Annotated in this window: 22 protein-coding genes; 12 read left to right on the top strand and 10 right to left on the bottom strand. The window is 61.7% G+C overall.

Annotation, left to right across the window (positions count from 1 at the left end):
* Positions 1 to 15: 15 nt before the first annotated feature.
* Positions 16 to 1893 carry an aspartate ammonia-lyase gene (locus tag FGL86_RS14160; RefSeq protein WP_147185182.1) on the top strand — a complete coding sequence of 626 codons (1878 nt, stop codon included), beginning with the start codon at positions 16 to 18 and terminating at the stop codon, positions 1891 to 1893.
* A gap of 88 nt (positions 1894 to 1981) precedes the next feature.
* The gene (locus tag FGL86_RS14155; protein WP_147185181.1) at positions 1982 to 2875 is read left to right on the top strand and encodes a prenyltransferase; all 894 of its coding nucleotides are present in this window, start codon (positions 1982 to 1984) and stop codon (positions 2873 to 2875) included.
* Here the strand turns inward: FGL86_RS14155 and FGL86_RS14150 are convergent.
* Positions 2846 to 3748 carry a ketopantoate reductase family protein gene (locus FGL86_RS14150; protein ID WP_147185180.1) on the bottom strand — a complete coding sequence of 301 codons (903 nt, stop codon included), beginning with the start codon at positions 3746 to 3748 and terminating at the stop codon, positions 2846 to 2848. The genes FGL86_RS14155 and FGL86_RS14150 overlap by 30 nt on opposite strands.
* Positions 3745 to 5667: a DNA topoisomerase III gene (locus tag FGL86_RS14145; RefSeq protein WP_147185179.1), complete on the bottom strand. Its 1923-nt coding sequence runs from the start codon at positions 5665 to 5667 to the stop codon at positions 3745 to 3747. The genes FGL86_RS14150 and FGL86_RS14145 overlap by 4 nt, the downstream gene beginning before the upstream one ends.
* A 99-nt stretch (positions 5668 to 5766) precedes the next feature.
* Between FGL86_RS14145 and FGL86_RS14140 the strand changes: the two genes are divergently transcribed.
* Positions 5767 to 7020 carry an ABC1 kinase family protein gene (locus tag FGL86_RS14140; RefSeq protein ID WP_147185178.1) on the top strand — a complete coding sequence of 418 codons (1254 nt, stop codon included), beginning with the start codon at positions 5767 to 5769 and terminating at the stop codon, positions 7018 to 7020.
* Here FGL86_RS14140 and FGL86_RS14135 read toward each other — a convergent pair.
* A complete protein-coding gene (locus FGL86_RS14135) occupies positions 7017 to 8927 on the bottom strand; it encodes a hypothetical protein (protein ID WP_246131645.1) in 1911 nt (636 codons plus the stop codon). The two genes, FGL86_RS14140 and FGL86_RS14135, sit on opposite strands and share 4 nt — an antisense overlap.
* A gap of 187 nt (positions 8928 to 9114) precedes the next feature.
* On the opposite strand from FGL86_RS14135, the gene FGL86_RS14130 reads away from it, so the two are divergent.
* Entirely contained in the window at positions 9115 to 10950 is a 1836-nt protein-coding gene (locus FGL86_RS14130; protein WP_147185177.1) for an SEC-C domain-containing protein, read from the top strand.
* An 8-nt stretch (positions 10951 to 10958) separates the two neighbouring features.
* On the opposite strand, the gene FGL86_RS14125 is transcribed toward FGL86_RS14130, so the two are convergent.
* A complete protein-coding gene (locus FGL86_RS14125) occupies positions 10959 to 12320 on the bottom strand; it encodes an AmpG family muropeptide MFS transporter (protein WP_147185176.1) in 1362 nt (453 codons plus the stop codon).
* A gap of 171 nt (positions 12321 to 12491) precedes the next feature.
* On the opposite strand from FGL86_RS14125, the gene rfaH reads away from it, so the two are divergent.
* From rfaH to ccoM, 3 genes are all read left to right on the top strand, one after another.
* Positions 12492 to 13034, top strand: coding sequence for a transcription/translation regulatory transformer protein RfaH (rfaH, locus tag FGL86_RS14120; protein WP_147185175.1), 543 nt, complete (start codon positions 12492 to 12494; stop codon positions 13032 to 13034).
* Between the two features lie 39 nt (positions 13035 to 13073).
* The gene (locus FGL86_RS14115; RefSeq protein WP_147185174.1) at positions 13074 to 13613 is read left to right on the top strand and encodes an FKBP-type peptidyl-prolyl cis-trans isomerase; all 540 of its coding nucleotides are present in this window, start codon (positions 13074 to 13076) and stop codon (positions 13611 to 13613) included.
* Positions 13614 to 13802: 189 nt separating this feature from the next.
* A complete protein-coding gene (ccoM, locus tag FGL86_RS18280) occupies positions 13803 to 13919 on the top strand; it encodes a cytochrome c oxidase subunit CcoM (RefSeq protein WP_281288519.1) in 117 nt (38 codons plus the stop codon).
* 62 nt (positions 13920 to 13981) lie between these two features.
* On the opposite strand, the gene FGL86_RS14110 is transcribed toward ccoM, so the two are convergent.
* From FGL86_RS14110 to FGL86_RS14090, 5 genes are all read right to left on the bottom strand, one after another.
* Positions 13982 to 15691 carry a proline--tRNA ligase gene (locus FGL86_RS14110; protein WP_147185173.1) on the bottom strand — a complete coding sequence of 570 codons (1710 nt, stop codon included), beginning with the start codon at positions 15689 to 15691 and terminating at the stop codon, positions 13982 to 13984.
* Positions 15692 to 15812: 121 nt separating this feature from the next.
* The gene (locus FGL86_RS14105; RefSeq protein ID WP_147185172.1) at positions 15813 to 16577 is read right to left on the bottom strand and encodes a DUF3307 domain-containing protein; all 765 of its coding nucleotides are present in this window, start codon (positions 16575 to 16577) and stop codon (positions 15813 to 15815) included.
* A complete protein-coding gene (locus FGL86_RS14100) occupies positions 16574 to 17227 on the bottom strand; it encodes a hypothetical protein (protein WP_147185171.1) in 654 nt (217 codons plus the stop codon). The genes FGL86_RS14105 and FGL86_RS14100 overlap by 4 nt, the downstream gene beginning before the upstream one ends.
* Before the next feature lie 316 nt (positions 17228 to 17543).
* Positions 17544 to 18437: an NAD(P)-dependent oxidoreductase gene (locus FGL86_RS14095; protein ID WP_147185170.1), complete on the bottom strand. Its 894-nt coding sequence runs from the start codon at positions 18435 to 18437 to the stop codon at positions 17544 to 17546.
* A 22-nt stretch (positions 18438 to 18459) separates the two neighbouring features.
* Positions 18460 to 20262 carry an ABC transporter transmembrane domain-containing protein gene (locus FGL86_RS14090; protein WP_147185169.1) on the bottom strand — a complete coding sequence of 601 codons (1803 nt, stop codon included), beginning with the start codon at positions 20260 to 20262 and terminating at the stop codon, positions 18460 to 18462.
* A gap of 111 nt (positions 20263 to 20373) precedes the next feature.
* Between FGL86_RS14090 and FGL86_RS14085 the strand changes: the two genes are divergently transcribed.
* From FGL86_RS14085 to hepT, 5 genes are all read left to right on the top strand, one after another.
* On the top strand, positions 20374 to 20703 hold the full coding sequence (locus FGL86_RS14085; RefSeq protein ID WP_147185168.1) for a hypothetical protein: 330 nt from the start codon (positions 20374 to 20376) through the stop codon (positions 20701 to 20703).
* Positions 20704 to 20752: 49 nt separating this feature from the next.
* Positions 20753 to 21922 (top strand): methyltransferase, encoded by a 1170-nt coding sequence (locus FGL86_RS14080; protein WP_246131644.1) that lies wholly within the window; start codon positions 20753 to 20755, stop codon positions 21920 to 21922.
* 86 nt (positions 21923 to 22008) lie between these two features.
* Entirely contained in the window at positions 22009 to 22581 is a 573-nt protein-coding gene (locus FGL86_RS14075; RefSeq protein WP_147185166.1) for an NnrU family protein, read from the top strand.
* Positions 22582 to 22594: 13 nt separating this feature from the next.
* Entirely contained in the window at positions 22595 to 23038 is a 444-nt protein-coding gene (gene mntA, locus FGL86_RS14070) for a type VII toxin-antitoxin system MntA family adenylyltransferase antitoxin (RefSeq protein WP_246131643.1), read from the top strand.
* A 196-nt stretch (positions 23039 to 23234) separates the two neighbouring features.
* The gene (gene hepT / locus FGL86_RS18210; RefSeq protein WP_246131642.1) at positions 23235 to 23435 is read left to right on the top strand and encodes a type VII toxin-antitoxin system HepT family RNase toxin; all 201 of its coding nucleotides are present in this window, start codon (positions 23235 to 23237) and stop codon (positions 23433 to 23435) included.
* Positions 23436 to 23442: 7 nt separating this feature from the next.
* Here the strand turns inward: hepT and FGL86_RS14060 are convergent, their stop codons facing one another.
* Positions 23443 to 24342: a hydroxymethylglutaryl-CoA lyase gene (locus FGL86_RS14060; RefSeq protein WP_147185165.1), complete on the bottom strand. Its 900-nt coding sequence runs from the start codon at positions 24340 to 24342 to the stop codon at positions 23443 to 23445.
* Positions 24343 to 24411 lie beyond the last annotated feature (69 nt).

Genomic DNA, 24411 nt, shown 5'->3' with positions numbered 1-24411 from the left:
CCAAGGAGCAGCGGCATGAACGACAACGACATATCCGATCAAGGCATCACTACCGTGACGCAGATCGGCGACACCGACAAGCGAATCGTCGAGGTACTGCAGGAGTATGGTTGCGTCCGCCGGTTTTCCGAGGGGGATTGGATCAGCCAGGAAGGAACTCCTCGCGAAGGGTTTGCGGTCCTGCTTTCCGGCGAGCTGGAGCTGCTTTACGGCCGCTACGGCGATCCGCGGCGCGTAGGGCTTCTGGGGCCGGGAGCCATGGTCTTCGAAGGCTTCCTGATGGACGATCAGAACCCTCATCGACTCTCCACGCAAGCCGTCGTGGCCGGTCAGCTACTGGTATTGGACGCCGTCGCCAAGGAGCGTCTGCAGCAGGAGCGGGCGGATTTCTGGAATGATCTGATCCTGCGCGTAGCGATGCGTCTGCGTGCACGGCTGCGGGAGACCACCGCTCGAATGGTCGAGCACGGCGAGCCGGACTTCGCGATCGGCACGACTCGAATGGAACGGGATTCCCTGGGAGTGCGTGAGATCCCGGCGGATGCCTACTATGGCGTCCAGACCCTGCGGGCCATGGAAAACTTTCCCATCTCCGGGCAGCATCTGAATCACTACGGTAATCTGTGCACCGGGCTGGCCATGGTCAAGAAGGCCGCCGCCCAGGCCAACCACGAACTCGGCGTGCTCGAGGCGGACAAGGCGGAGGCCATCGCGGCGGCCTGTGACGAAATCATTCAGGGCAAGCTGCGACGACACTTCGTGCTGGACATGATTCAAGGCGGCGCCGGCACCTCGACGAACATGAATGCCAACGAGGTCATCGCCAACCGCGCCCTCGAGCTGTTGGGCCATCAACGGGGCGATTACACGCACTTGCACCCGCTGGATCATGTGAACCTGTCCCAATCCACCAACGACGCCTATCCCACTTCCGTGAAGATCGCCGTGCTGCTGACTGTCCAGCAGGCGTTGAACTCGCTTGGTGAGCTCTCCAGCGCCTTGAAAGCGAAGAGTGAGGAGTTCTCCGATGTGCTGAAGATGGGGCGTACCGAAAATCAGGACGCCGTCCCGATGACGCTGGGTCAGGAGTTCGGCGCCTACGCCGGGATGGTGGCTTCCGCTCGACGCGCCCTTGAGCACGCAACCCTAGAAATGCACCGAATCAACATGGGCGCCACGGCTATCGGTACCGGCTTGAACAGTCCCGCCGGCTATGCGCGGCTGGTAACGGACAAGCTCACCATCATCTCGGGGCTACCGTTGTCTTTGGCGGACGATCTCGTGGAAGCCACCCAGGACTCCGGTGCGTTCGCCTATCTGTCCGGCGCCATGAAGCGCGTCGCGATTCAGGTCTCCAAGATCTGCAATGACCTCCGCTGGTTGTCAAGCGGGCCGCGGGCGGGGCTCAACGAGATCAATCTCCCGCCCATGCAGCCGGGCTCTTCCATCATGCCGGGCAAGGTCAACCCGGTGGTGCCGGAGATGGTCAACCAGGTCTGCTATCAGATTATCGGATTCGACGCGACCATCGGTATCGCCGCGGAGGCCAGCGAACTCGAACTGAACATGGCCGAGCCGATCATGGCCTACGACCTGCTGCAAGGAATGACCATCCTCAACAACGCCCTGATCGTTCTCACCAATCGCTGCGTCAGGGGCATCACCGCCAACCGAGACGTCTGCCAGGGTTATGTGCAGCGCTCGATCGGTCTTGTCACCGCGCTCAACCCGGTGCTTGGCTACGAGCGCTCGTCCCTGGTGGCCAAGGAAGCGCTGAAGACAGGCGGCAGTGTCTATGACCTCGTCATCGCGAAGGGGTGGCTGAGCCAGGAGCAGCTCGATGAGCTTCTGGAGCCGAGCAGAATGACCAGCCCCATGCAGCCCCGCACTTGATAAGTAATTTTATGAAGGATCCGTAGTAACGAAGCTGCGGGCCAAGCCATCAATAATCATAGATTGAAAAAATCATGTAAGGAACTTCATGTCGTATCTCACCGCTATCTTGCGCTCGTCGCGCCCCAGCTTTCTGATTCTCGCGCCGCTTTGCGTATTGCTGGGTATTCTGATCGCGAGCCATCAACAGGTTCCCTTGAGAGCACTGCAAATCTTTTTAGTATTTCTTGGAGGCCTGTTGGCTCATGCGGCGGTGAACTGGCTCAACGAGTACGAGGACTTTCGCTCCGGGCTCGATCTGACCACTTCGCCGACGCCGTTTTCCGGCGGCAGCGGCGCCTTGCCGAGTACGCCGAATGCTGCGAATGGCGTGCTGTTCGCCAGCGCACTCAGTCTGACGGTCGTCGTGGCGATAGGCGGCTACTTCCTGTGGCTGCGGGGTAGTGGACTGTTTTGGCTTGGCCTGCTGGGGCTGGTACTGGTAGTCGCCTATACTCGCTGGCTGACCCGCTCGCCCTGGCTGTGTCTGCTGGCGCCGGGGCTGGGGTTCGGACCGGTGATGATCCTGGGCACGCTGCTGGCCTTGGGTGGTCGCATCGATTCGACCGCCTTGAGCGTCGCCTTGGTGGCCTGGCTCTTGATCAGCGAGCTGCTGCTGCTCAATCAATTTCCCGATGTGGAAGCGGATCGCCGCAACGGGCGACGCCATCTGCCCATCCTGCTAGGAAAATATCGCGCCGCCGTGCTGGTGGTCGCGCTATTGTTGGGGGCTTACGTCGTGATCGGCGTGGCGTTGATCGCCGGCTGGTTGCCTGTTCCCTTGAGTCTGGCCTTGCTGGTCCTGCCGCTGGCGCTTTGGCTGGGTGCGAAGATCCTTGCTACCTGCAAGACCCTGCCCAAGCTGCTGCCCTGGATGGGCGTCAACGTAGTCACGCTGCTGGTGACGCTGGGACTATTGAACCTGGGATTGGCACTTGGCTAGCGCGTGGTACTGTTCCTCGAGCATCGGTATCTCGAGATGATGACGCTCCGCGGCCCCCAGCAAGGGCCCGAGAATCGCCTCGTGTTCCGTGGGACGTTCCGCCAGCACGTCCTGCAGCATGGAGGCGCGATTGTTGGCGGTCTGTTCAACGACTCCCCAGATCAGCCCCGGCCAGCCGCCAGCGGGTGCCGGAATGCCTTCCGCCGCCATGATCGGCGCGAGCTCCGCGATGATCGCTTCCACCCTGGGCCGGAAGGGCCGATCCCGCAGTTGGCCGTTGCGGATGCGAAAGCGTGCCGCGAGAGGATTGATCGCCGCGTTGACCGCCAGTTTCCGCCAGAGGCGCACGCGAATATCATTCACCGCCTCGCAGGGCAGATCGACATTGCTCAAAGTGCCTGCCAGCGCTTCGGCGAGTGCTCGGTGCTTGCCGGCAAGGTGGCCGATCACCGTTTGCCCATGGCCCGCATGCACGACGTCAGCTTTTCCTGAAACATAGGCACCTTCCGTGGTGCTGGCGCAGAGCACCGGACCGGACCACTCCCGGGCCAGGGTTTCCTGTACCCCATAGCCGTTCTGCCACAGTATCAAGGGCGTCTGCGGGTCGAGCCGCGACGCGATAGCTTCCAGTGCCCCCCGGGTGGCGTAGGCCTTGGTAGTGAAGTGCACGACGCCCAGTTTCCAGGATTCAAGCCTGTCCGCGGTAAGCGAGGGAATGGCGCGCTGCCGGCGTTCCCCTTCCGGGGACACCAGGGTAAGCGTCTCCGGGAGCGGTCGACGGCCCAGTAGCCTGACCGAATGATGGGATGCCAGATGCATCGCCAGCAGCCGTCCCAGTGCGCCGGGCCCGACGATCAGATGAGAAGGACTCATGAAGTCTTCTTGCCTTGATGCGACGCGGGTTTTTTCCTGAAGGATCGCCGCCTGCGTGTCTTGATATTTGATTTCCCGGCTGGGGCATCGGTGCCCTGAGCGCTGGCCAGGGCCTGACGCAGGCGCTGAGCGTCCGTCTTTTCCAGAAGGGCGCGCAGGTCGTCGACTAGCGCGTCGAGAAAGGGCTCAGGCGCTGCGCTGCTTTCGGCGATATCTCTCAGGCGCTGCTCCCACAGGGCGGTACGCTCGGGCCCGCTGACCGCCTCGGGAAGCGCGGCAATCAATGCCTGGCCCAGGCGGGTAGCCCGCAGCGCGCCTTGCTGACGCAGCAGATAGCCGCGGTTTTCCAGAGTGTCGATAATGCCCGCGCGAGTGGCTTCGGTGCCCAGGCCGTCGGTGTCTCGCAGGGTGCGGCGCACCTCCGGGTCATCCACATAGCGGGCGATATTCATCATCGCCTTGATCAGGCTGGCGTCGGTGAAGGGTTCCGGCGGACGGGTTTCCCGGTCTTCCACGGCTTGATCGAGCACCCGGCAGGCCTCGCCCTGGGTCAAGGGCGGCAGCGCCGGCGGCTCGTCCCGAGTGGCGAACAGCGGCTTCCAGCCGGGCACAAGGATTTCCCGCCCCTGAGCGCGAAAACGCTCTTCCAGAATCGAGAATTCCACCTTGATCTCCCGGGTTTCCAAGGCCGGGTAGAACTGGGCCAGATAGTTGCGGACGATCAGCCGGAAAATATTTGCTTCCGCGGTGGATAGCTTGCTGAAATTTGCATCCTTGCCGGTGGGGGCCAGGGCGTGATGGGCGCCAACCTGGCTGTCATTCCAGGCCCGGGAACGCAGGCTGAAATCCGCACCTCGATACCACTCTCCCAGGGTGGTGTCGTCCTGGCAGGCGCCTTGCAGCACTTTCGGTGCCTGCGCATGATGCGCCTTGGGCAGGTAGCGACAGTCCGAACGCGGGTAGGTGATCAGCTTGTGGCGCTCGTACAGAGCCTGGCAGCTATCCAGCACCTGCTTGGCGGAAAGTTTAAAACGTCGAGCGGCGTCCACCTGCAGGGCGGAAAGGGAGTAGGGCAGCGGTGCGCCCTGGCGCTTGTGTTGGGCATCGAGCTTGACCAGCCGGCCCTGGGCGCCGGGCAGCCGCTCCGCCAGGGTTTGCGCAGGAGCGCGTTCCAGCAGACGGCCCTGATCGTCCAGGCGAAGTGTTTCCTTGGGCTGCCACCAGGCTCGCAGCCGGCCGTTTGCCACCGCCAGGTCCACCCACAGCACATAGAACGGCTTGGGCTCGAAGGCGGCGATTTCCCGGTCTCGCCGAGCGACCAGCCCCAGCACCGGCGTCTGCACCCGCCCCACGGAAAGCACACCGTCATGGCTGGCCTGACGGCCGGTGAGGGTCCAGGCTCGCGTCAGGTTGATGCCGTACAGCCAGTCCGCCCGTGCTCGAGCCTGAGCGGCACGATACAGCGGTTGATAAGCCTGGTTATCCTTGAGGTCGTTCAGCGCCTTGACCACCGCCGGACGGTTCATGTCACTGATCAGCAGACGCTGCACCGGCCCGCGCCAGCGCAGCTGCTCCAGCACTTCCTGCACCAGCAGTTGTCCTTCCCGATCCGGGTCGCCGGCATGCACCACTGTGGAGGCTTCCTTCAACAGGCGGCGAATCACCGCCAATTGGCCTTTGGTCTTGGGCCGCGGTGTGAGTTTCCAAGGGGCCGGCAGAATCGGCAGGTGGTCCAGCCGCCACTGCTTGAAGCGGGAATCGTAGACTTCCGGCGCGGCCTGTTCGAGCAGATGGCCGACACACCAGGTCACGACGGTGTCGCCAACGGCGATAGCTCCATCCTGGCGACTGGTGCTTCCGGGTAGCGCCTCGGCGATGGCCCGGCCCAGGCTGGGTTTTTCCGCAATGATCAAACGCATGAAAAAGCTCTGGCTGGCATTACATGGACATTCTTCCAGTATCGCCGAGGGCTCGCTAGTTGTATTCTTGATTAAATATCGTACAAGAGTTGTATCATTATGCGCGAACGCGGCAGAACCCGACGTCTGATGGGTCTGGGCGCCCGTACCGGCGGCAGCCTGTTGAAAAGCCGTCTGGGGGGCGAGGCGAACTGGCGTGCTCTGGGGGAGGCGCTGTTCGAGGGGCTTTCCGAACTCAAGGGGCCGGCAATGAAAATGGCCCAGGTCATGTCCCAGTGGGACGATCTGCTGCCACCGGATCTGGCGGATGAACTGGCCCGATTGCAGCGCCAGGCGCAGCCGATGCCCTGGCCGGCGATTCGTCGCACCCTGGTCGAGGAGCTGGGGGAGCTGGGGGCATTCTTCAGCGACATCGAGGAAACGCCCTTTGCCAGCGCCTCCATGGGCCAGGTGCACCGGGCCACTACCCGTGAAGGCGAGACGCTGGTAATGAAGGTGCAATATCCCGGTCTCGCCCAGGTACTGGAAAGCGATCTGGTTCAACTCAGGCGCCTGCTGTGGCTGGGACGCTGGTTTCGCGTCCCACAGGCGCGGCTCGAGGCGATATTCGACGAACTGGCGGAAGGGCTGCGCCAGGAGCTTGATTACCAGGCGGAGGCCCGGGCGCTGGCGCGCTATCGAAGTCGCTACGCAGATAATCCGGATCTGAGAATTCCCGCGGTCGTCGAGCGCTTCAGCACCGGCCGGGTGCTGGCGATGGAATACCTGCCCGGCACGCCGCTGCGGGATCTGGAAGCCGCGCCGGACCCACTGCGCCAGCAGGTGGCTGGCATTCTGGCGGATTGGCTGACGGAAGAACTCTTCACCCATGGGGAGCTGCACGCGGATCCCCACGCGGGCAACTTTGCCGTGGATGACCAGGGCCGGCTGATTCTCTACGATCTGGGGGCGGTGATTCCAGTGACGGAAGCAAAACTCAAGAGCATGGTGCATCTGCTCGACGCCACGCTGCAGCAGGATCCGCTGGCCATGGAAAATGCCATGCTCGAACTCGGCGGGCGCCAGGGGGAGGGCGCGCCCTTGACGCTGTACAAGGAATCCGCCGCGGCCATCGCTCCGCTGTTCGCGACCGGCGAGCAGGATTTTGGCGACGTTCGCGTTCACCGGCGCCTGCGAGAACTCAGCCCCCGGGTGTGGGCAGCCATGGATCGTTTTCAGCCGCCGGCGGATACTTTGTTGCTGTCTCGCACCCTCAACGGCCACTACTGGAATCTCGTGCGGCTCAAGGCTCGGCTGGACATGCAGACCCGTACCCAACCCTTGCTGGAATGGGCGCGGGGCGTCGGTTCTTAAGCGTTCAGTGCCCGCCGCGCCACCACCAGTGCCCGGTACCAGCTTCGCGGCGGCTTGCCCACCGCAGGGGGCCGTTGGCTGAGATAGCTGACATTCGGAATTTCCTTGTGGCTATGGCTGGCATGGAAGTTCGACAGCATGTTGAGCGTCTTCTTGCGAGCGCCGTACTGCTTGATCAGGAAATCGATCGCTTCCGGCTCCAGCTCGACCTGGTAATGGCGCACCAGTGCCAGCGCCAGCTGCTCGGCGGAGCGAGAAAGGTCCACTTCGATCTCCTTGACCATGGCCGCGCCCATGGCCGCCTTGGCGGCGGCGGAAAGGTTGAGTTCGAGCTGCCCGAAATCCGCCGCGTTGGTGCTGTTGATGGCCCGCTGTACCTCCGGACGCGAAAGCTGAATATGCGGCTCCAGGATCAAGGTGATCTCGATGGCGAGGCGCTTGAGCCGATCGACTTCCGCCTCGAGGCGCCATTCACGCTCCTTGGCCACGTTCAGCTCGCGAGATCCCGTCATTTCCATATCGCCAAGGACTTTCGCTAGCCCCTTGCAGACCTGAGCCTTGGCTTCGTCGTTGAGCTCGATGATTCGCTCGCGGATGCGCAGGCCCCGCCGACCCGGCCCGAGGCGCAGCCGGGTATTCGCGGCGTGCTGGTCATCGTTGATACTCTCCCAGCGCTCGAGCATCCTGATCAGCTGTTCGTGCTCGCGCCCGATCCGTTCATAGCTGCTGGAAACGCTCCTGTAGAGTCGAATGGCGTTGGTCAATAGATCGGCCTTGTACACCAGTTGCGGGTGGTAATGACGCTCACCCTCGTTGAACGCCAGGGCCAGGCGCTGAACCTGTTCCGCCAAGGCATTGATGGCCCCTTGGGAGCGCGACAGCAGCACCTCGGAGTGCAGCCCCGAAGCCGCATCCTCCATCAAGGTACCGGACTGTTCCGCGAGATAGGTGGCCAAGGCCTTGAGCCGCGACACGCCGGTGGCCTGGGCGATGCGATGCCTTGCCCTGGCCTGTTCGAGGGCATCGAAGGCCTGGGCGAGCCGCCAGCGTCCCTTGTACTCGAAGGTCAGCATGGGAATCTGGCGCCCGCTGATCAGCTCGAAGGCCAGGATCAGCATTTCCTCCACGTCCTGCAGGGTCATCAACAGCTCATCGTCCTGACCGATGGCGGCCAATATCCGTTCGATGAAGTTTTCATCCCGGGGCACGCCACGACGCAGGGTCGGCGCCCGACCCTGAAAGCGTTTATGCAGTAGCGAAGCGGCCTCCGGGGCGATCTCGCGTAGCTCCGCAAGCTGCGGCTCGATGGTTTCGCCGTAGAGCGCCACCAGGTCTCGAATACGCGCCTTGAGGCCGCTGCGGCGGTAGATCTCGATTTGACTGATGATACGCGCGCTGTCCCGATCGTCGAGAAGCTCCAGGGCCGCCAGCTCGACGCCCCCGGGACTCAGGTCCTGCTTGCGCAGCAGCATGGCCGCCGCCTCGCGACGCCGGGCATTCCCTTCCAGTTTCTCGACGATCAGGTCGCGAGTGGACAGCAGCAGTTCCGGCAGCGCCGTGACCACCTTTGCGATCTTGGCGCTGGTGCGCTCGGTGCGGCGAGATTTGGTGAATTGATGCGTCAGGTTGGCAAGGATTCCCGCTACCCCGGTGATCACCGTGTAGCTGATGAAAAAGATATAGTTTTCCGTGGTCGGCGCCCGCCCATAACCCAGCAGGAAGCTCGCCCAGGCGCCGATCAGGGTCGCCGGGCCGGCGGTCCACAGCAATTGCACCAGGTTGATCGACCAGGGCACCTTTTCCACCGCCCGGGTGATACGCGCGATTTCGTCGCGCCCTTCGCGTTCCAGGCGTACCTGGGGCGTTTCGGGCGTGGAGGGGCGAGAGCGGGTAAACGGCAGTCTCACGACACGGCTCCTGGCATGAAGATAGAAGGACGGAAAGCTCGAATCCGCCGGGGCTGGGTAGCTCATGGTCGCAGGGATGCAGCCGGCACATTAGCATCCGGCAGACGCGATCGCCATATCGGGAAATCCCATGGGGGGCGAGCGGATAAGATGTTAAAATAGCGCGTTTAGTTTAATGGAGATGGCCATGCTGGCGGTGTGGGTAGAACAGTTGCTGAACTTTGCGAGCGGCGCCTTGGCGGCGATTCGCAAGGACGAGCACTATCCGGCCTTGATGGCGTGGGCGCGAGCCAAGGGAACGGCATTGCTCGGCGGCAACATGGCCATGGCTCAGGCGCTGGCGCCGGAGCTATGGTCGCAGACGCCCCTCGAGCGGCTCGACTTTGCCTGCGAACCCCTGGCCCGGCCCGAGCCGAACGAGCCCTGCTGGTGCGATTCCGGCCACAGGACCAGGCACTGCTGCGGCGCGGTCAAGCTGCCCGGGGCGATTCCCGAGCATCTGATGTGGATGCTGTCGCTGCGGGACTGGAAGGGGTCGACCCTCAAGGCGGCGCTGGCGAGCCATCAAGCCCCGCCGCAGGCCCTCCTGGAAGCGGGGTTGATCTCGGCGGAAGGCGGCCAGCGCGGCCGGGCCCAGCAGCTTCTGGAGGCCCTGTTCGCCCAATCCGACTGGGCGCGGCTGCCGGAGCAGGCGGAGCCCGCCTTCGAACTGCTGATCGATCTCTACCAGGAGCGCGGCTTCAGCCATAAGCGCGATGCGCTGCTCGAGGCGGTGTTCGAGCACGGTCCCCTGGAATTGCGGGGTGGCGCTCTGGAGCGACTGTGCCTGATGCACCTGGACAACGACGATCTGGCCAGCGCCCGGGAAGCCTTCATTCACGCTCAGCAGACCCTGCCGGATTCACCGACCCTGGCTTATATCGAAGCCATGCTGCTGCTGCACGAGGGCCATGTTCAAGAGGCCTCGGAACGCGCTCGATTCTGGTTTCGGCGTCTGTCTCGCCAGGGCGGGCTGGACCCGGAGCAGCTGGAGTTTCTGGCGGAGCTTGCGGACAATCCCGGCGCGACCCTGGCGGAGCAGATGGTCAACGCGGAGGAAGAGCTGGCGGAGCCGCTGGCGGCACTTCAGGAGCTGCTGAAGGTGGTGCAAGGCGCGCCGCGACTCGATCTGCGCAGATCCGCCGAAGGCGAGCTCGAGTATCATACCAGCGCTCGGGAAGCGGCTTTATTCGATGCCTTTCAGCAACATTTCCAGGCCTCGGTGGATGAAGACGCTCCCCTTGGCTTCAAGGACGAGCCCTGGGCCAACGCCGAAAACTGGCTGGTGGCGCTTTGCGCCAATCCGGAATGGCTGGATTCCCCCCGAGTCGTGCAATCGCTGATTCTGGCCCTGACCTTGCGTTTCGGCAGCCTGCCCTGGATGGCCCCCAGCCTGTTCGAGCCGCTGGCTTATCGTTTGGAAGGCTGGCTTTCGCAAGTCGAAGCCTTGCGCGATGAGAATCAGGGTGGCGAGCTGCTGTGGGACATGGCGGACAACGCGGTGCTTCTGCGTACCGGTCTGGCCCTGGTTGTCGGCATGGAGCGCGGTGCGCGAGAGCATTCCCGCGCCCTGGCGGAGCGTTTATTGGCCCTGGATGAACAGGATAGCCTGGGGCTGCTCGAACTGGTGCTGGACCAGCTGCTGCGAGACGGCCGTGACGCCAAGGCGCTGGACGTCAGCGAAACCTCCGCTCAGCCGCCGCTGCTGGGGACCCTGATGGGCCGGGCTCTGGCGTTCTATCGTCTCGAGCGTTTCGATGAGGCGGCCAGGGCCGTGAGAGAGGCGTCCAGACTCAATTCCCATGTGATCCGCCTGCTCTGTGAGTCGCGTCCTAAACGTGGCGCCAACCTCGGCCGCGGCGAGCGAAACAGCGCAGAGCCAGAGCCCGGGAGTCACGAGGAGGCCTGGCAGTACCGTACCTTGATGCGGGATCAGTGGATTGCGACGCCCGGCGCCTTGGAATGGCTGGATCAGCAGGCCTGAAAACGGGTTCAACCCGTCGTGGCGCTAGTCTTGCCGCGCTGGTCTCCATGCACCCACAGCGCCAGCAGTATGGCGGGAATTCCCAGCAGCGAGGCCAGCAGAAAGAACGCCGCGTAGCCTTGCGAGGCCACCACCAGCCCGGAGAATCCGCCCAGGAACTTGCCCGGCAGGGTCATCAGCGAGGAGAAAAGCGCATACTGGGTTGCGGTATAGGCCCGGGAAGTGAGGCTTGACAGGAAGGCAATGAAGACGGTGCTGGCCAGGCCATTGGCGAGATTGTCGCCGATGATGGTGACGATCAGCAGCCCAAGCTGCGCCCCCTGGGTCGCCAGCAGCACGAACAGCAGATTGGTCAGCGCCACCGTGGTGGCGCCCAGGATCAGCATGCGAGTGATGCCATAGCGCGCTACCAAGAGCCCGCCGAGAATGCCGCCGCCGATGCTCATGGCGATACCGAAGACATTGGTCACGTTGGCGATGGTGGCCAGGCTGAATCCCAGATCGAGATAAAGCGGATTGGCCATCGCCGCCATGGCCAGATCGCTGATGCGAAACACGCCGATGAACAGCAACAGTCCCAGCGCCTTCAGACCATGCTGGGAAAAGAAATCCGTGAACGGGCATACCACCGCGGCAATGCTCCAGGCGCCCAGCCGGCGCACTGCTCTGGGCCGGTGTCGGTGGCGGGCCAGGAACCGGCGAACCCGAGGTTCCTTGAGAGGTTGTACCGCCAGATTGGATCGGCTGGGTTCCGGGCGCAGCAGGACGGTGATAACGCCGATGCCCACCAGTGCTGCCATGCTCAGATAAGCCGCTTCCCAGGACACCAGGGCCGCCACGTAGAGCGCTCCGGCCCCCGCCGCCAGCAGGCCGCCGCGATAGCCGATGATGTAGGTGGAGGCCATGGCCGCCTGGATATCGTCCGGGGCGGATTCGATGCGAAAGGCGTCGATGGCGATATCCTGAGTGGCGGAGCCGAAGGCCACCAGCAGGGCAAAGCCCGCCACCGCCGGCAGATGATCCACCGGATCCAGGGTCGAAAGCCCCACCAGGCCCGCGGCGATCATTCCCTGAGCCAGCAGCATCCAGCCGCGACGCTGTCCCAGCCAGCGTGTCAGCAGCGGTAGGCGCTGGCGATCCACCACCGGCGCCCAGAAGAACTTGATTGAGTAGAGGATGCCGATCCAGGAAAAGAACCCGATCGCCGCCACCTCGACGCCGGTACTGCGTAGCCAGGCGGACAGGGTCGAGAACACCAGCAGGAAGGGCAGTCCGGCGGAAAACCCCAGAAAAAGCATGGTGATTACCGGCGCGCGTCGATAGACCGCCAGGCTGGCGAGCCAGCCGCGATGGGCCGAGGTTGATGACATAGAAGACTCCAGAACGGGCTTTCGGGGTGCTGGACAAGGTGTTCAGAGTGCCGGACAGAGCAGCGATCAGAATGCTAGTATCCCTGTCCAGTAAAAACGACGACGGATTGTTGCAGAGCCTTGCGAAGAACGCCAATTCCGACCAGGCACGCTATCGACCCAGGGAGACCCATGAGCGATTCGATGATGGAAAGTCTACAGGACTCCGCTGCCCAGCCGCGCTGGTATGCGATTCAATGCAAGGGCGGCGAGTCCTTCCGCGCCGCGGAAAATCTTCACAACCAGGCATTCGAGGTCTTTCATCCCGTGCTCGAGGTGCAGAAGAAGCGCAGTGGGCGCCTGAGCTGGGTCAAGGAGCCATTGTTTCCTTACTATCTGTTCATTCGCCTGGACCGGATTGCCAGCAACTGGCGGCCCATTCGCTCCACCCGAGGCGTGCTCAAGCTGGTGGTCTTCGGCAATGAGCCGGTGCCGGTGAGCGATGCGCTGATCGAACTGCTGCAGCAGAACGCCTGCGCTCAGCAGGACGACATCAAGGCCAACGTCTATTTTCGCGCCGGCGAAACCGTGGAAATCACCGAGGGGCCGTTCGAGGAACTGCAGGCGATCTTCGAATCTCAAAAAGGCGAGGAGCGCGCCATCGTGCTGCTCAATATGCTGCATCGTCAGCAGCGTCTGGAAATGCCGATTTCCCGGTTGCGCCGCGCTACCTGATTCGCTCTGCTAGAGGAACGCTTTGATAAAGGATACGTCATGACCCTGGATTCTCCCGCCGACCCTGCCATTATTGCGCCACAGCGCGTCGTCAAGCTGCACTACCGCTTGTTTGACGCAAGCGAAACCGCTATTGCGCTGGACGATTCCCGTCAGCGCGACAATCCTCTGGAATACCTGCACGGCCATGGCAACATACTGCCGGGGCTCGAACGTGCCCTGGAAGGCCGATCCGTCGGCGCGAGCCTCGACGTGATCCTGGCGCCGGAAGATGGCTATGGCCCGCGCAATCCTTCGTTGATTCGGGAGGTTTCTCGGGGCGCCTTTCCGGTGGCCAACCTGACTCCCGGCATGCGCTTTCAGACGCAAGGCGACGACGGCCCTGAGGTGGTCACGATACTGGAAGCCGGCACGACCCAGGTCAGGGTCGATACCAATCATCCTCTGGCGGGATTGACCCTGCGCTACGCTCTCGAGGTGCTGACGATTCGCGAAGCCACCCGGGCGGAACTCGCCAAGGGCCATCCTCTACCGGAAGGTACCGAGGCGACTGAAGTAGAAGATCGCAAGCTCCCTTGATTTTTCCTGGTCTCTATTTCACCAAAAACTGACCTGAATCAAGTTTTTCTGCCGTCGTGGTCCACGAGCGAGAGATTCTTGATTCAGGTCAGTTTTTGTCTCCCCGAATTCTTTACAGTGAAGCCATCACTTGCGCACTTGCCAACAACCGCTACACAACGATTTATAGTTCATAGGGGAGCCACGATCATGTATTACGACGATGCAGTCATTTTTGGTCTGGTAACGGTAGGTTTGATGATCGCTTTCATGGGTGGTTTCGCCGGTTTCATCATTCGAGATCACAAGCGCAAGGGCAAGCACTGATACGCTGCCAGCGCATGTACGAAGTCGTCAGGGGAGGGGGCCATGCCCCCGGTTAGCCGACCTCAGGGTCGGCTTTTTTGTGCCAGAAAATCGATGATGTCGTCCACGGCAACCATGGTGGCATCGCTGTCACGGCGTCCCTTGTATTCGAACTCACCCTTGTCCAGGCTGCGATCGCCGATCACCAGCCGATGCGGTATGCCGATCAATTCCTGATCCGCGAACTTGACCCCTGGGCGAATATCCCGATCGTCCAGCAGCACGTCGAAACCCTGCTCGCCGAGCTCCCGATACAGCCGCTCCGAGGTTTCCCGTACCCGCTCGGACTTGTGCGCGTTCATCGGCACGATAATGATGTCGAAGGGCGCGATGGCGTTCGGCCAGATGATGCCGGCCTCGTCATGATTCTGTTCGATGGCCGCCGCCATCACCCGGGTCACGCCGATGCCGTAGCAGCCCATCCAGGGGTGAACCGCGCGGCCGGTGTCGTCCAGCACCGTGGCGTTCAATGCTTCGGAATACTTGCGCCCCAGCTGGAAGACATGGCCTACCTCGATGCCGCGCTTGATCGATAGGGTGCCCTTGCCGTCCGGCGAAAGATCGCCTTCCTTGACGTTGCGCAGATCCGCGACCTTGGGCAGCGGCAGATCCCGCTCCCAGTTGATGCCGAAATAGTGCTTGTCGTCGATGTTGGCCCCGGCGCCGAAATCGCTCATTCGCGCCACGTCGCGATCGATGATGATACGCATCTCCAGGTTGACCGGCCCCAGAGAACCAGGGCCGGCACCGACCACCGCGCGAATCTCCTCTTCCGTGGCCATGGTCAGGGGCGCGGCCACTTCCGGCAGGTTTTCCGCCTTGATCTCGTTCAACTCGTGATCGCCACGCACCAGCAGAGCGATCAGGCCGCCGTCCGACGCGTGGACCATCAGCGTCTTGATGGTCTTGTCGATGGGCAGATCATGGCCCTCCACCAGAGCGGCGATGGTCCTGACATCGGGGGTGTCCACCAGGCGCAGCTCCTCCCGGGGCGCGGGGCGCTCGGTGCACGGGTCCAGTGCTTCCGCCTTTTCCATATTGGCGGCGTAGTCGGAATCGCTGGAAAAGACGATGGCGTCCTCGCCGGAATCCGCCAGCACGTGAAATTCGTGGGAGCCGGTACCGCCGATGGCGCCGTTGTCCGCCAGCACCGGGCGGAAATCCAGTCCCAGACGGGTGAAGATGCGCACGTAGGCATCGTACATCGCCTGATAGGTTTCTTTCAGGGACGCCTCGCTTACATGGAAGGAGTAGGCGTCCTTCATGATGAACTCCCGAGCGCGCATCACCCCGAAGCGCGGGCGAATCTCGTCGCGAAACTTGGTCTGGATCTGGTAGAAGTTCGCCGGCAGCTGCTTGTAGCTGTTGATTTCCCGGCGCACCAGGTCGGTGATCACCTCTTCATGGGTGGGGCCCACGCAGTAATCCCGCTGGTGACGATCCTTGAGACGCAGAAGCTCCGGCCCGTACTGTTCCCAGCGGCCGGATTCCTGCCACAGCTCCGCCGGCTGCACCGCCGGCATCAGCACTTCCTGGGCACCGGCCCGGTCCATTTCTTCCCGCACGATGCGCTCGATCTTGCGCAAGGTACGAAGACCAATGGGCAACCAGGTATAGAGCCCGGAGGTGAGACGGCGGATCAGCCCCGCCCGCAGCATCAATTGATGGCTGACGACTTCCGCGTCCGCGGGGGTTTCCTTCAATGTGGCGATCAACAGTTGGCTGGCGCGCATGAGAATGGCGTTTCCTTGAAATCGTGTCGGCGAGACTGCCGAGGGATGAGCGGCGTTTGACGCATTGTACGGTCAAGCCGGCGAGGCGGCAAAAAGCCGAAACATCAACCTGGCGGTCGTATCAAAGGAAGCTGCGTACCGCCAGCCCGAGAATCACCGTGGAGGCGACGCTGAGCAGGGTGCCGAGCAGTACGTATTCCGTCAGCTTGCGATCCTGGGCTTCCCGCAGGTCGCCGTAGCGCAGCACCGTCTTGGCGGTGATCAGAAAACCCACCGCGGTGATCTGGTTGTGCAACACCAGAGTCAGCACCAGCAGACGTTCCAGCATGCCGATTCGCGCTCCGGCCTTGACCAGAGTGTTGGGCTCGTCGAGGCCTGCGCTCCAGCGGCGCATCACCATGGCGATGGCGAAAGCCATGGGTCGCGTCACCACCAGGTAAGTCACCAGCAGCGCCAGCGTGGAAGGGGTCGTCAGGTAATCGAGAAACAGCATCAAGGGCTGCCGGGTGGCAATGATCGTCAGCCACAATCCCAGGATCACCAGCAGATGCAGCGCCTGGTCGAACAAGAACCAGCGCAGTTTCCCCGGGTTCAATGACGCCTTGAACAAATCGATCAGCGCGTGACTGATAGCCACCGTCAGGCCGCCAATCGCTATCACTACCCCGTCAACTTGCATGGCCGGTCGACCGATGTCGAACGCGCCGGCAAACGCCAGTACTCCCGCCGCCAGGGTGCCATGAATCCCGGCATGAAGGTACAGGCGAGGCGAACGCTCCCGCAGGCGATAGCGCTCCGTCACCCAGCTACCCGGCTGCAGCAAGAAGTCGCCGACGAGATGCGCCAGCACCAAGCCCAGCAGCAGGGAAAGCGTGGAATCGCTCATGACGCCACCCGGGAATAGCGCGCTTTCATGTCTTCGTGCACGTAATTCAGATACTCGCTGAGTAGCGGCCAGCGAGCGGCACGCAGGCGTTTGTGCACGCTGGGCTGACGTATCCCGAGCCGTTTGCCGAGCGCCTGCTGGGATTCTCCCGCAACAAGCTGCCAATAGACGACTTCCGCGGAATAGATCGACCAGCCGTCGATCAACTCATCGACGAAGCGGGTCAATAGCGCCAGGCCGCTGTCCCTATCCTGCTCCGTTAGTACCACTCGCAGATGCGCTTGGTCCTGGCTCAGGCTGTCCAGCGCGCGTCCGGACTCGATGAACACCGGACCGCTGCTGCGAATCGGCGTCACGTTCCGGTCCCACTCGTCCAGGCCGATGGCCACGGCGACTCGAGCGTCCCAGCGCTGCGTGTCGTCGGAATGCATGATCAGCCAGGCGCGCAGCATGACGGCGGCATGCAAGGCATGAGCGTGGTCGTTCAGTACCAGCTGGAAGCCGTCTCCTCGGTAGCGTTCGCCCCGGCCATCGAAGCGGGCCGCCAGATCTCCCAGGCAGGTGTCCAGCCGTTCGAACAACGCATGCTGATTCTTGATGCGCTTCGAGGCGATGATATCTCCGGTAAGAACCGCGATGGGTTGTTTCATGGCAATCCGGGCAACGTGCGATGTTGATGACCATTCGATTTTTAATAGCTACGTGCAAGCTATAATGCTTGTAATAGCCTAAATAGGCTATAATTGCACATTATAGCCTATAAGGGATATTTATATGGCTGTACCGGATACGACGTACCAGTGCGCGAGACGGAAGTACGAGATGGTCATATCAGACACCGCTATTTACTGTTTATATATACAGTATATTTATACAGCAACTCAGACACCGCTATTTACTGTTTATATATACAGTATATTTATACAGCAACATGTCTGAGAAAACCAGCGCAACGGATGATTCGATTCACTCGAACGACTGATCCAGGCGGACGTAACTCTCGATCAGGGTGGCCGGGTCCTTATCAGCATAGCCGCGAGCCGCATGGGCACGCATGAGCTGAGCCGCCAGAGCGCTCATTGGCGTCGCGCTGACGGCACGCTGGCTTTGCACCTGGGCCATGTCCAGATCCTTGAGCAGGGTGCGCAGGTGCCAGGCGGGGTTGTCGAAGTCCCGCGCGGCCATGCGTGGGGCCAGCAGCTGAAAGGGCCGTGAATCCGCGAAACCACCGGCTAGTGATTCCGGCAGGCGGCGGGCATCCACCCCGCTGGCTTCCGCCAGAGCGGTCATTTCGGCAATGACCAAGGCATTGCAACCGACGATCATCTGATTGCATACCTTGGTTATCTGACCGCTGCCCACCGGCCCCATGTGGGTCACCCGGGCGGCCAGCGGTTCGAACAGCGGTCGAACCGCCTGAATGTCCGCGGGATCGCCACCGCACATGATGGCCAGGCTACCGTCTTCCGCCCCGGCCACGCCGCCGGAGACCGGCGCGTCGATCCAGGACATGCCGCAATGTTTTTCCAGACGCTTGGCGAATTCCCGAGTCGCCTGAGGATCGCTGCTGGAAAAATCGATCAGGCGCTGATTCGCCCTGCCGTTGACGACAATGCCCTCATCACCGAACACCACTTCCTCCACCGCATCGGTGTTGGCCAGGCACAGCATCAGAACGTCGACCTTGTCCACCAGCTCTTTTATGGAATCGGCGACGCCGGCGCCGGCGGCTTCCGCGCCGCGGGTCTTTCTCCGCGAGCGGTTCCATACCTCCACCTCGAATCCCGCGTCGAGCAGGCGTCGGGTCATGGGATCGCCCATCAGTCCAATACCGATAAAACCGAGTCGTGGCAGTGTCATGTCGTCTCCTTGATTGACAGTATCAACAGCGTTTCCTGGTGTCCGGAGCGGTGTTGGCGATATGTCGCTCACCAAACTGCAGCTCCGCCAGATGACGATAAAGCGGACTGCGCTGCAGCAGTTCCGAGTGGGTTCCGCTGGCCACCAGTCGACCCTGATCCATGACCAGCAGGCGATCCGCGGCGATCACCGTGGCCAGACGATGAGCGACGACCAAGCTGGTACGCCCGGCCATCAGCCGATCCAATGCCTGTTGCACCAGCCGCTCGCTTTCCGCGTCCAGGGCGCTGGTGGCTTCATCCAGCAGCAGGATACGCGGGTTCTTGAGCAGCGCCCGAGCGATGGCCAGACGCTGGCGCTGGCCGCCGGAAAGCTGGATGCCGCCGGGGCCCAGATAAGTATCGAAGTCTTGAGGAAGCGCCTCGATGAAGTCCAGAGCGTTGGCGTCCCGAGCCGCGGCGCGCAACTCTTCGGTGGTAGCGTCCGACTTGCCGTAGCGCAGGTTGTCCGCGGTGGAGCCGGAGAACAGCCGGGGTTCCTGGGCTACCATGCCGATGACTTCACGAAGCCGGCGCGGGTCGAGTCGACGAAGATCGATACCGTCCAGGGTGATGCTGCCGCGATCCGGATCATGAAAGCGTAGCAGCAGAGCAAGCAGTGTGCTCTTGCCGGCGCCGGAAGGGCCCACCAGGGCGACGCGCTCGCCGGGAGCAATATGCAGATTCAAGTCGCTCAGGGCCGGGGTTTCCGGTCGACTGGGATAGGTAAAAGTCACTTGTGACAGACGAATCTCGCCCTGCGGCGGATCAGGCAGGGAGAGCGGGTTGGCTGGCGCCTGAATTCGCGGCGTGGCTTCGAGCAGCTCCAGCAGGCGCTCCGCGGCCCCGGCGGCGCGCTGCACGTCACCGGCGACCTCCGACAAGGCCGCCACCGATCCGGCGGCCAGAACCGCATAGAAAACGAAAGCGGAAAGCTCACCGGCGCTGATACGCCCGGCGAGAACCGCCTGACCGCCTTGCCACAGCATCAGTCCCACGGCGGTAAAGATGATCAACAGCGCCATGGCGGTCAGCCAGGCGCGCTGGCGGGTACGAGCAATGGCGACGGTGAAGGCCTCCTCCACTCGCTGACGGTTGTTTTCCCGGCTGATGGGCTCCTGGGTAAAGGCTTGCAACGTCCGTATACCTTCCAGGGCTTCCCCCGCGTAGCGTCCCAGTTCGGCGATACGATCCTGACTGTAACGGGAGAGCCGACGCACCCGGCGACCGTAGCCGAGAATCGGCAGCACCGTGACGGGAATGGCCAGTAGCACCAGAGCACTGAGCCAGGGCTGGGTCAGCAGCATCAGCGTGATGGCACCGATCAACATCACCAGGTTGCGAAGCGCGATGGAAAGAGATGAACCAAATAGGCTTTGTAGCACGCTGGTATCCGCGGTCAGCCGCGACTGAATCTCCCCGGCACCCTTGTCCTTGTCGCCGCTGCTCTCGAAGAAGGCGGGTTCCAGCTCGAGAAGATGATCAAACACCTGCCGGCGAAGATCCGCCGCCAGACGTTCGCCGATCCAGGTCACCAGGTAATAGCGAAGCGCCGAAGCGCCGGCCAGTATCACCACGACGACCAGGGTGATCATCAGTGCTTGATTGAGCCGAGCGCTATCCTCCGCCATGAATCCCTGGTCGATCACCAGGCGCAGTCCCTGACCCATCAGCAGCACACTACCGGAAGCAACCAGCAGCGCGGCGCCGGCCAGGGCCAGGCGAGCCTTGTAAGGCGCCAGCAGGCCGCTCAAGCGTAGCAGCATACGGGGATCGGATCGGGACATTGAAACCTCATCGCTAAAGAAATAACGCAAATCAAGCCTGCGGCCTCTATGCTATTGATGAATATGATAGTCTCTTTGGTGTCAACAACTTAAACAAGGTGTTGCAGCAACATGTACATCATCAATACGCTTTCCATCACCATGATGGACAAGTTCCCCGCCAATCTGCATTTAAAAGAAATCAAGCCTGACAAAGCCGCCAGGCTTGCCGCGAAAATGCACAAGGTGAACGGGGTGGAATCCTACGTAAACAACGCCGACCATGCGCGGATCTTCTCGGAAACCCTGGGTATCGACGTCGCTCATCGTCCGGAAATCTTTTATATGAAGGGCGGCGACAACGCGCTGCTGGGCAAGTATTTCAGCCCGGAAGCCCCTTTCGGTTCCAAGGAAATTCCCGAAGGCGGGCAGCTGCGCTGGTTCCTGGTGGAAGTCCGCTGATATTGCAGAGGCGATGATACCTTCGAGTCATGGCTCACGACTGCGCTGGTTGACCGAGCTGCTTGCGAGTTGGCAAGCACTCTGGCAACCGGCGCCCTTTTATTATCGCAGGCTACCCTGGGCGGAAGACTTCTCGGCACTCCGCGATTATCTGCTGGCCCTGGATGATCGAGATTGCGCTCGTCTAGAGCAGGATCCTTTTGCCTCCAGCGTCTTGTATGACTGGCTGCCGGTGGTCGATCTGGCGGAGTCGATACGCTTACCCGCGCTATTCCAGGCGCAATCTCCCTTGCCGAATGCCTGGTCCGCTCATGTCGGCGGACGTAAATGGCGTCAGCTGGAGGCGTTCGTTCATCAGGTCGAAATGATCCCCGGCCAGCCGCTGGTGGAATGGTGCGCCGGCAAGGGGCATCTGGCGCGTACCTGGAGCCGTTTTCACGATCAGCCGGCTGTCGGTCTGGAATGGCAGCCTGAACTTTGCCGGCTAGGGCAGCAACTGGCGGATCGCCAAGGCGTGGCATTGCGCCTGGAGCAGCAGGATGTGATGGCAGCGGATGCGGCAGGATGGCTATCGCCGGATGCGCAAGTGGTTGCCCTGCATGCCTGTGGCGATCTGCATACCCGGCTGTTGAAACAGGCGGCCATTTCCGGATGCGATCTCACCCTGGCGCCTTGCTGCTATCAGCGCACCGCAGAATACGATTACCGACCACTATCGCGCTTGGGCCGGGAGTTGGCAGACCGATATGATCTTCGCTTGAATCGCGACGATCTGGCCTTGGCGGTGCAGGAAACCGTGACCGCCCCCAAGGCGGTGCGTCGCCAGCGTGAGCAAGCCAACGCCTGGCGCCTGGGTTTCGATCTTCTGCAGCGAGAGCTGTGCGATCATGATGAATATCTGCCGGTACCCAGTCTGGCCTACGGCCGGCTGCCAATGCATTTCACCGATTTCTGCCATTGGGCGGCGAAGCAAAAGGGGCTGTCTTTGCCGGCGGCAGGAATCGATTGGTCGCACTGGGAAGCGCTTGGCTGGCAACGGCTGGGCGAGGTAAAGCGCCTGGAACTGGCGCGTCATCTATTTCGTCGCCCGCTGGAAATCTGGCTGGTACTCGACCGCGCCCTGTTTCTGGAAGAGGCCGGCTATCATGTCGAACTGGGCGTTTTCTGCGAGCGAGAATTGACGCCGCGCAATATATTGATGAAAGCCGTGTCGAATTGAGCCGAAAGACGAGTAAGAAAATCCAGGACCGCTACACTGCACAACATAATGAAGAAAACGATTCCATGACCGGATAGGAGAGGCAAATGGCGATCTTGATCCTGGGGTTGATACTGTTTTTCGTGCCGCATTCCGTTGCCCTGGTCAGCGCCGACTGGCGCGACGCCCAGGTGCGCCGCTTCGGCGAGCTTCCCTGGAAGGCAGGTTACGGCCTGGTGTCACTGGCTGGCCTGGTGCTGATCATCTGGGGGTATGGCGAGGCACGGCAGGCGCCGGCGCTGCTCTGGGCACCTTCTCGAAGCCTTTTCCCGGTTACCAGCCTGTTGATGCTGCCGGTCTTCCCGCTACTGGTGGCCGCCTACGTGCCAAGCCGCATCAAGCGCTGGACCCGTCATCCGATGCTGATCGCGGTGATCCTCTGGGCCATTGCCCATCTGCTGGTCAACGGCACCCTCGCGGATCTGCTGCTGTTCGGCGTCTTTCTGGTCTGGGCGGTGCTTGATCTCTTCTCCTTTAGCCGTCGCACCCCTCGCGACACGCCTAGCGTCCCCATGCGCCGCGGCGGGGATATCCTGGTCATCGTACTGGGGCTCGCCATTTATGCGGCCTTCGTGGTGTGGCTACACGGCTGGCTGATCGGTGTTCCTTTGGTGAGGTAAAATGGTGTGATTGATGGCTCAAGGTTTTAGCGCGGAGGCCGGCATGATGGAAGATTCCAATGATGTGGCGTCGGTAATAGCGTCCATTGAAAACGCTTTATCAGATTTTCCCGAGCTGAAACAGATTGTTCTCTTCGGATCGTTGGCACGCCAGCAAGCGGGTTTCGATAGCGACGTGGACGTGGGGGTAGAGGCGGCTCGTTCGTTATCCGTCGAGCAGCGCATGGCCATGATCGAAGCGCTTGCGCTGGCCTTGGGACGTCCGGTGGATCTGGTCGATCTACGCGAAGCAGGCCAGCCGATTCTCGATCAGATCGTTACCACCGGCGTGCGGATCAAAGGCACCGATACCGACTGGGGGCGACTGATCTATCGCAATATCATGGACAACGAGGACTTCGTACCACTTCAAAAACGTATACTCAAGGCGAGACGCGACGCATGGATCAATCGTTAATCGATCAAAAGCTCGAATCCTTGCGGCGCTGTATTCACCGTTTGGAAACCCGTTGTCCCAATAATGTAGATACTTTGATTCGCGACCTGGATGCGCAGGACATTGTATCGCTCAACCTGACGCGAGCCATACAGTTATGTGTCGACTTGCTTCCCATTGGCTTTCCAGTCATCAAAAGCAAACGGCTCCTCGTACCATGGGGCAGACGTTTGACTGGCTGGCCGAGGCGGGAATGATTACACCGCAGATTGCACAAAACATGCGCAAAGCCGTAGGGTTTCGCAATATCGTTATTCACAATTATGAAGACATAGACTGGAATATCGTATTTTCCATTTGTCAGACCCGCCTCGACGACTTTCGGCAGTTTGCCAAGGTCTTTGCGGATAGCGAGTAACGCGATTTCATCTTGCTCCCAGCGCCACTCCCACCTTTGAGCGATTGGGCCTGCCGATAGTCTCGGTGATCCAGCGCCCTGTTTCGGCTAGCTTGTCGAGGTCGATACCGCTTGCGATACCTAGCCCGTTGAGCAGATAGATCACGTCTTCGCTGGCGACGTTACCGGCAGCGCCTTTGGCGTAAGGGCAGCCGCCGAGACCGGCCACGGAGCTGTCGATCACCGCGATGCCTTCCTCGAGTACCGCATAGAGATTGGCCAAGGCCTGGCCGTAGGTGTCGTGAAAGTGGGCGGCGAGCTTCTCCAGGGGAACCTGGCCCGCCACGCATTCCAGCATGCGCTTGGCTTTCAGGGGCGTGCCGACGCCAACGGTATCGCCAAGCGATATCTCGTAGCAGCCCATTTCGAACAGGGTGCGGGAAACGTCGGCAACCTTTTCCGGGGCGATCTCGCCTTCGTAGGGGCAGCCCAGGGTACAGGAGACATAGCCGCGTACCGGCACCTTGGCGGCCTGGGCGGTTTCGATCACCGGGGCAAAACGCTCCAGGGATTCCGCGATGGAACAGTTGATGTTCTTCTGCGAGAAGGTCTCGCTGGCGGCGCCGAATACCGCCACTTCATCCACACCGCTTTCCAGAGCCGCTTCCAAGCCCCTGAGATTGGGGGTCAGCGCCGCGTAGGTCACGCCTGGGCGGCGTTTCAGGCCCGCCATGACCTCTCGATGATCCGCCATTTGCGGCACCCACTTGGGGGAGACGAAGCTCGCCGCCTCGATATGGGTGATGCCAGCACTGCCAAGACGATCGATCAGTTCGAGCTTGGTGGCGGTATCGATGGGCGTCGGCTCGTTCTGCAGCCCGTCCCGGGGGCCGACTTCCACCAGGCGAACGCTTTGCGGAAATGCCATCTGTTTTTCTCCGATGCTGTTCACAGCACACCAGGTCAAGTGGTGTGAATCGCGGCTATCCCTGGCGCC

This window comes from Pistricoccus aurantiacus (assembly GCF_007954585.1).
Lineage (GTDB): Bacteria > Pseudomonadota > Gammaproteobacteria > Pseudomonadales > Halomonadaceae > Pistricoccus > Pistricoccus aurantiacus.
This window is presented reverse-complemented; position numbering and strand designations above follow the sequence as displayed.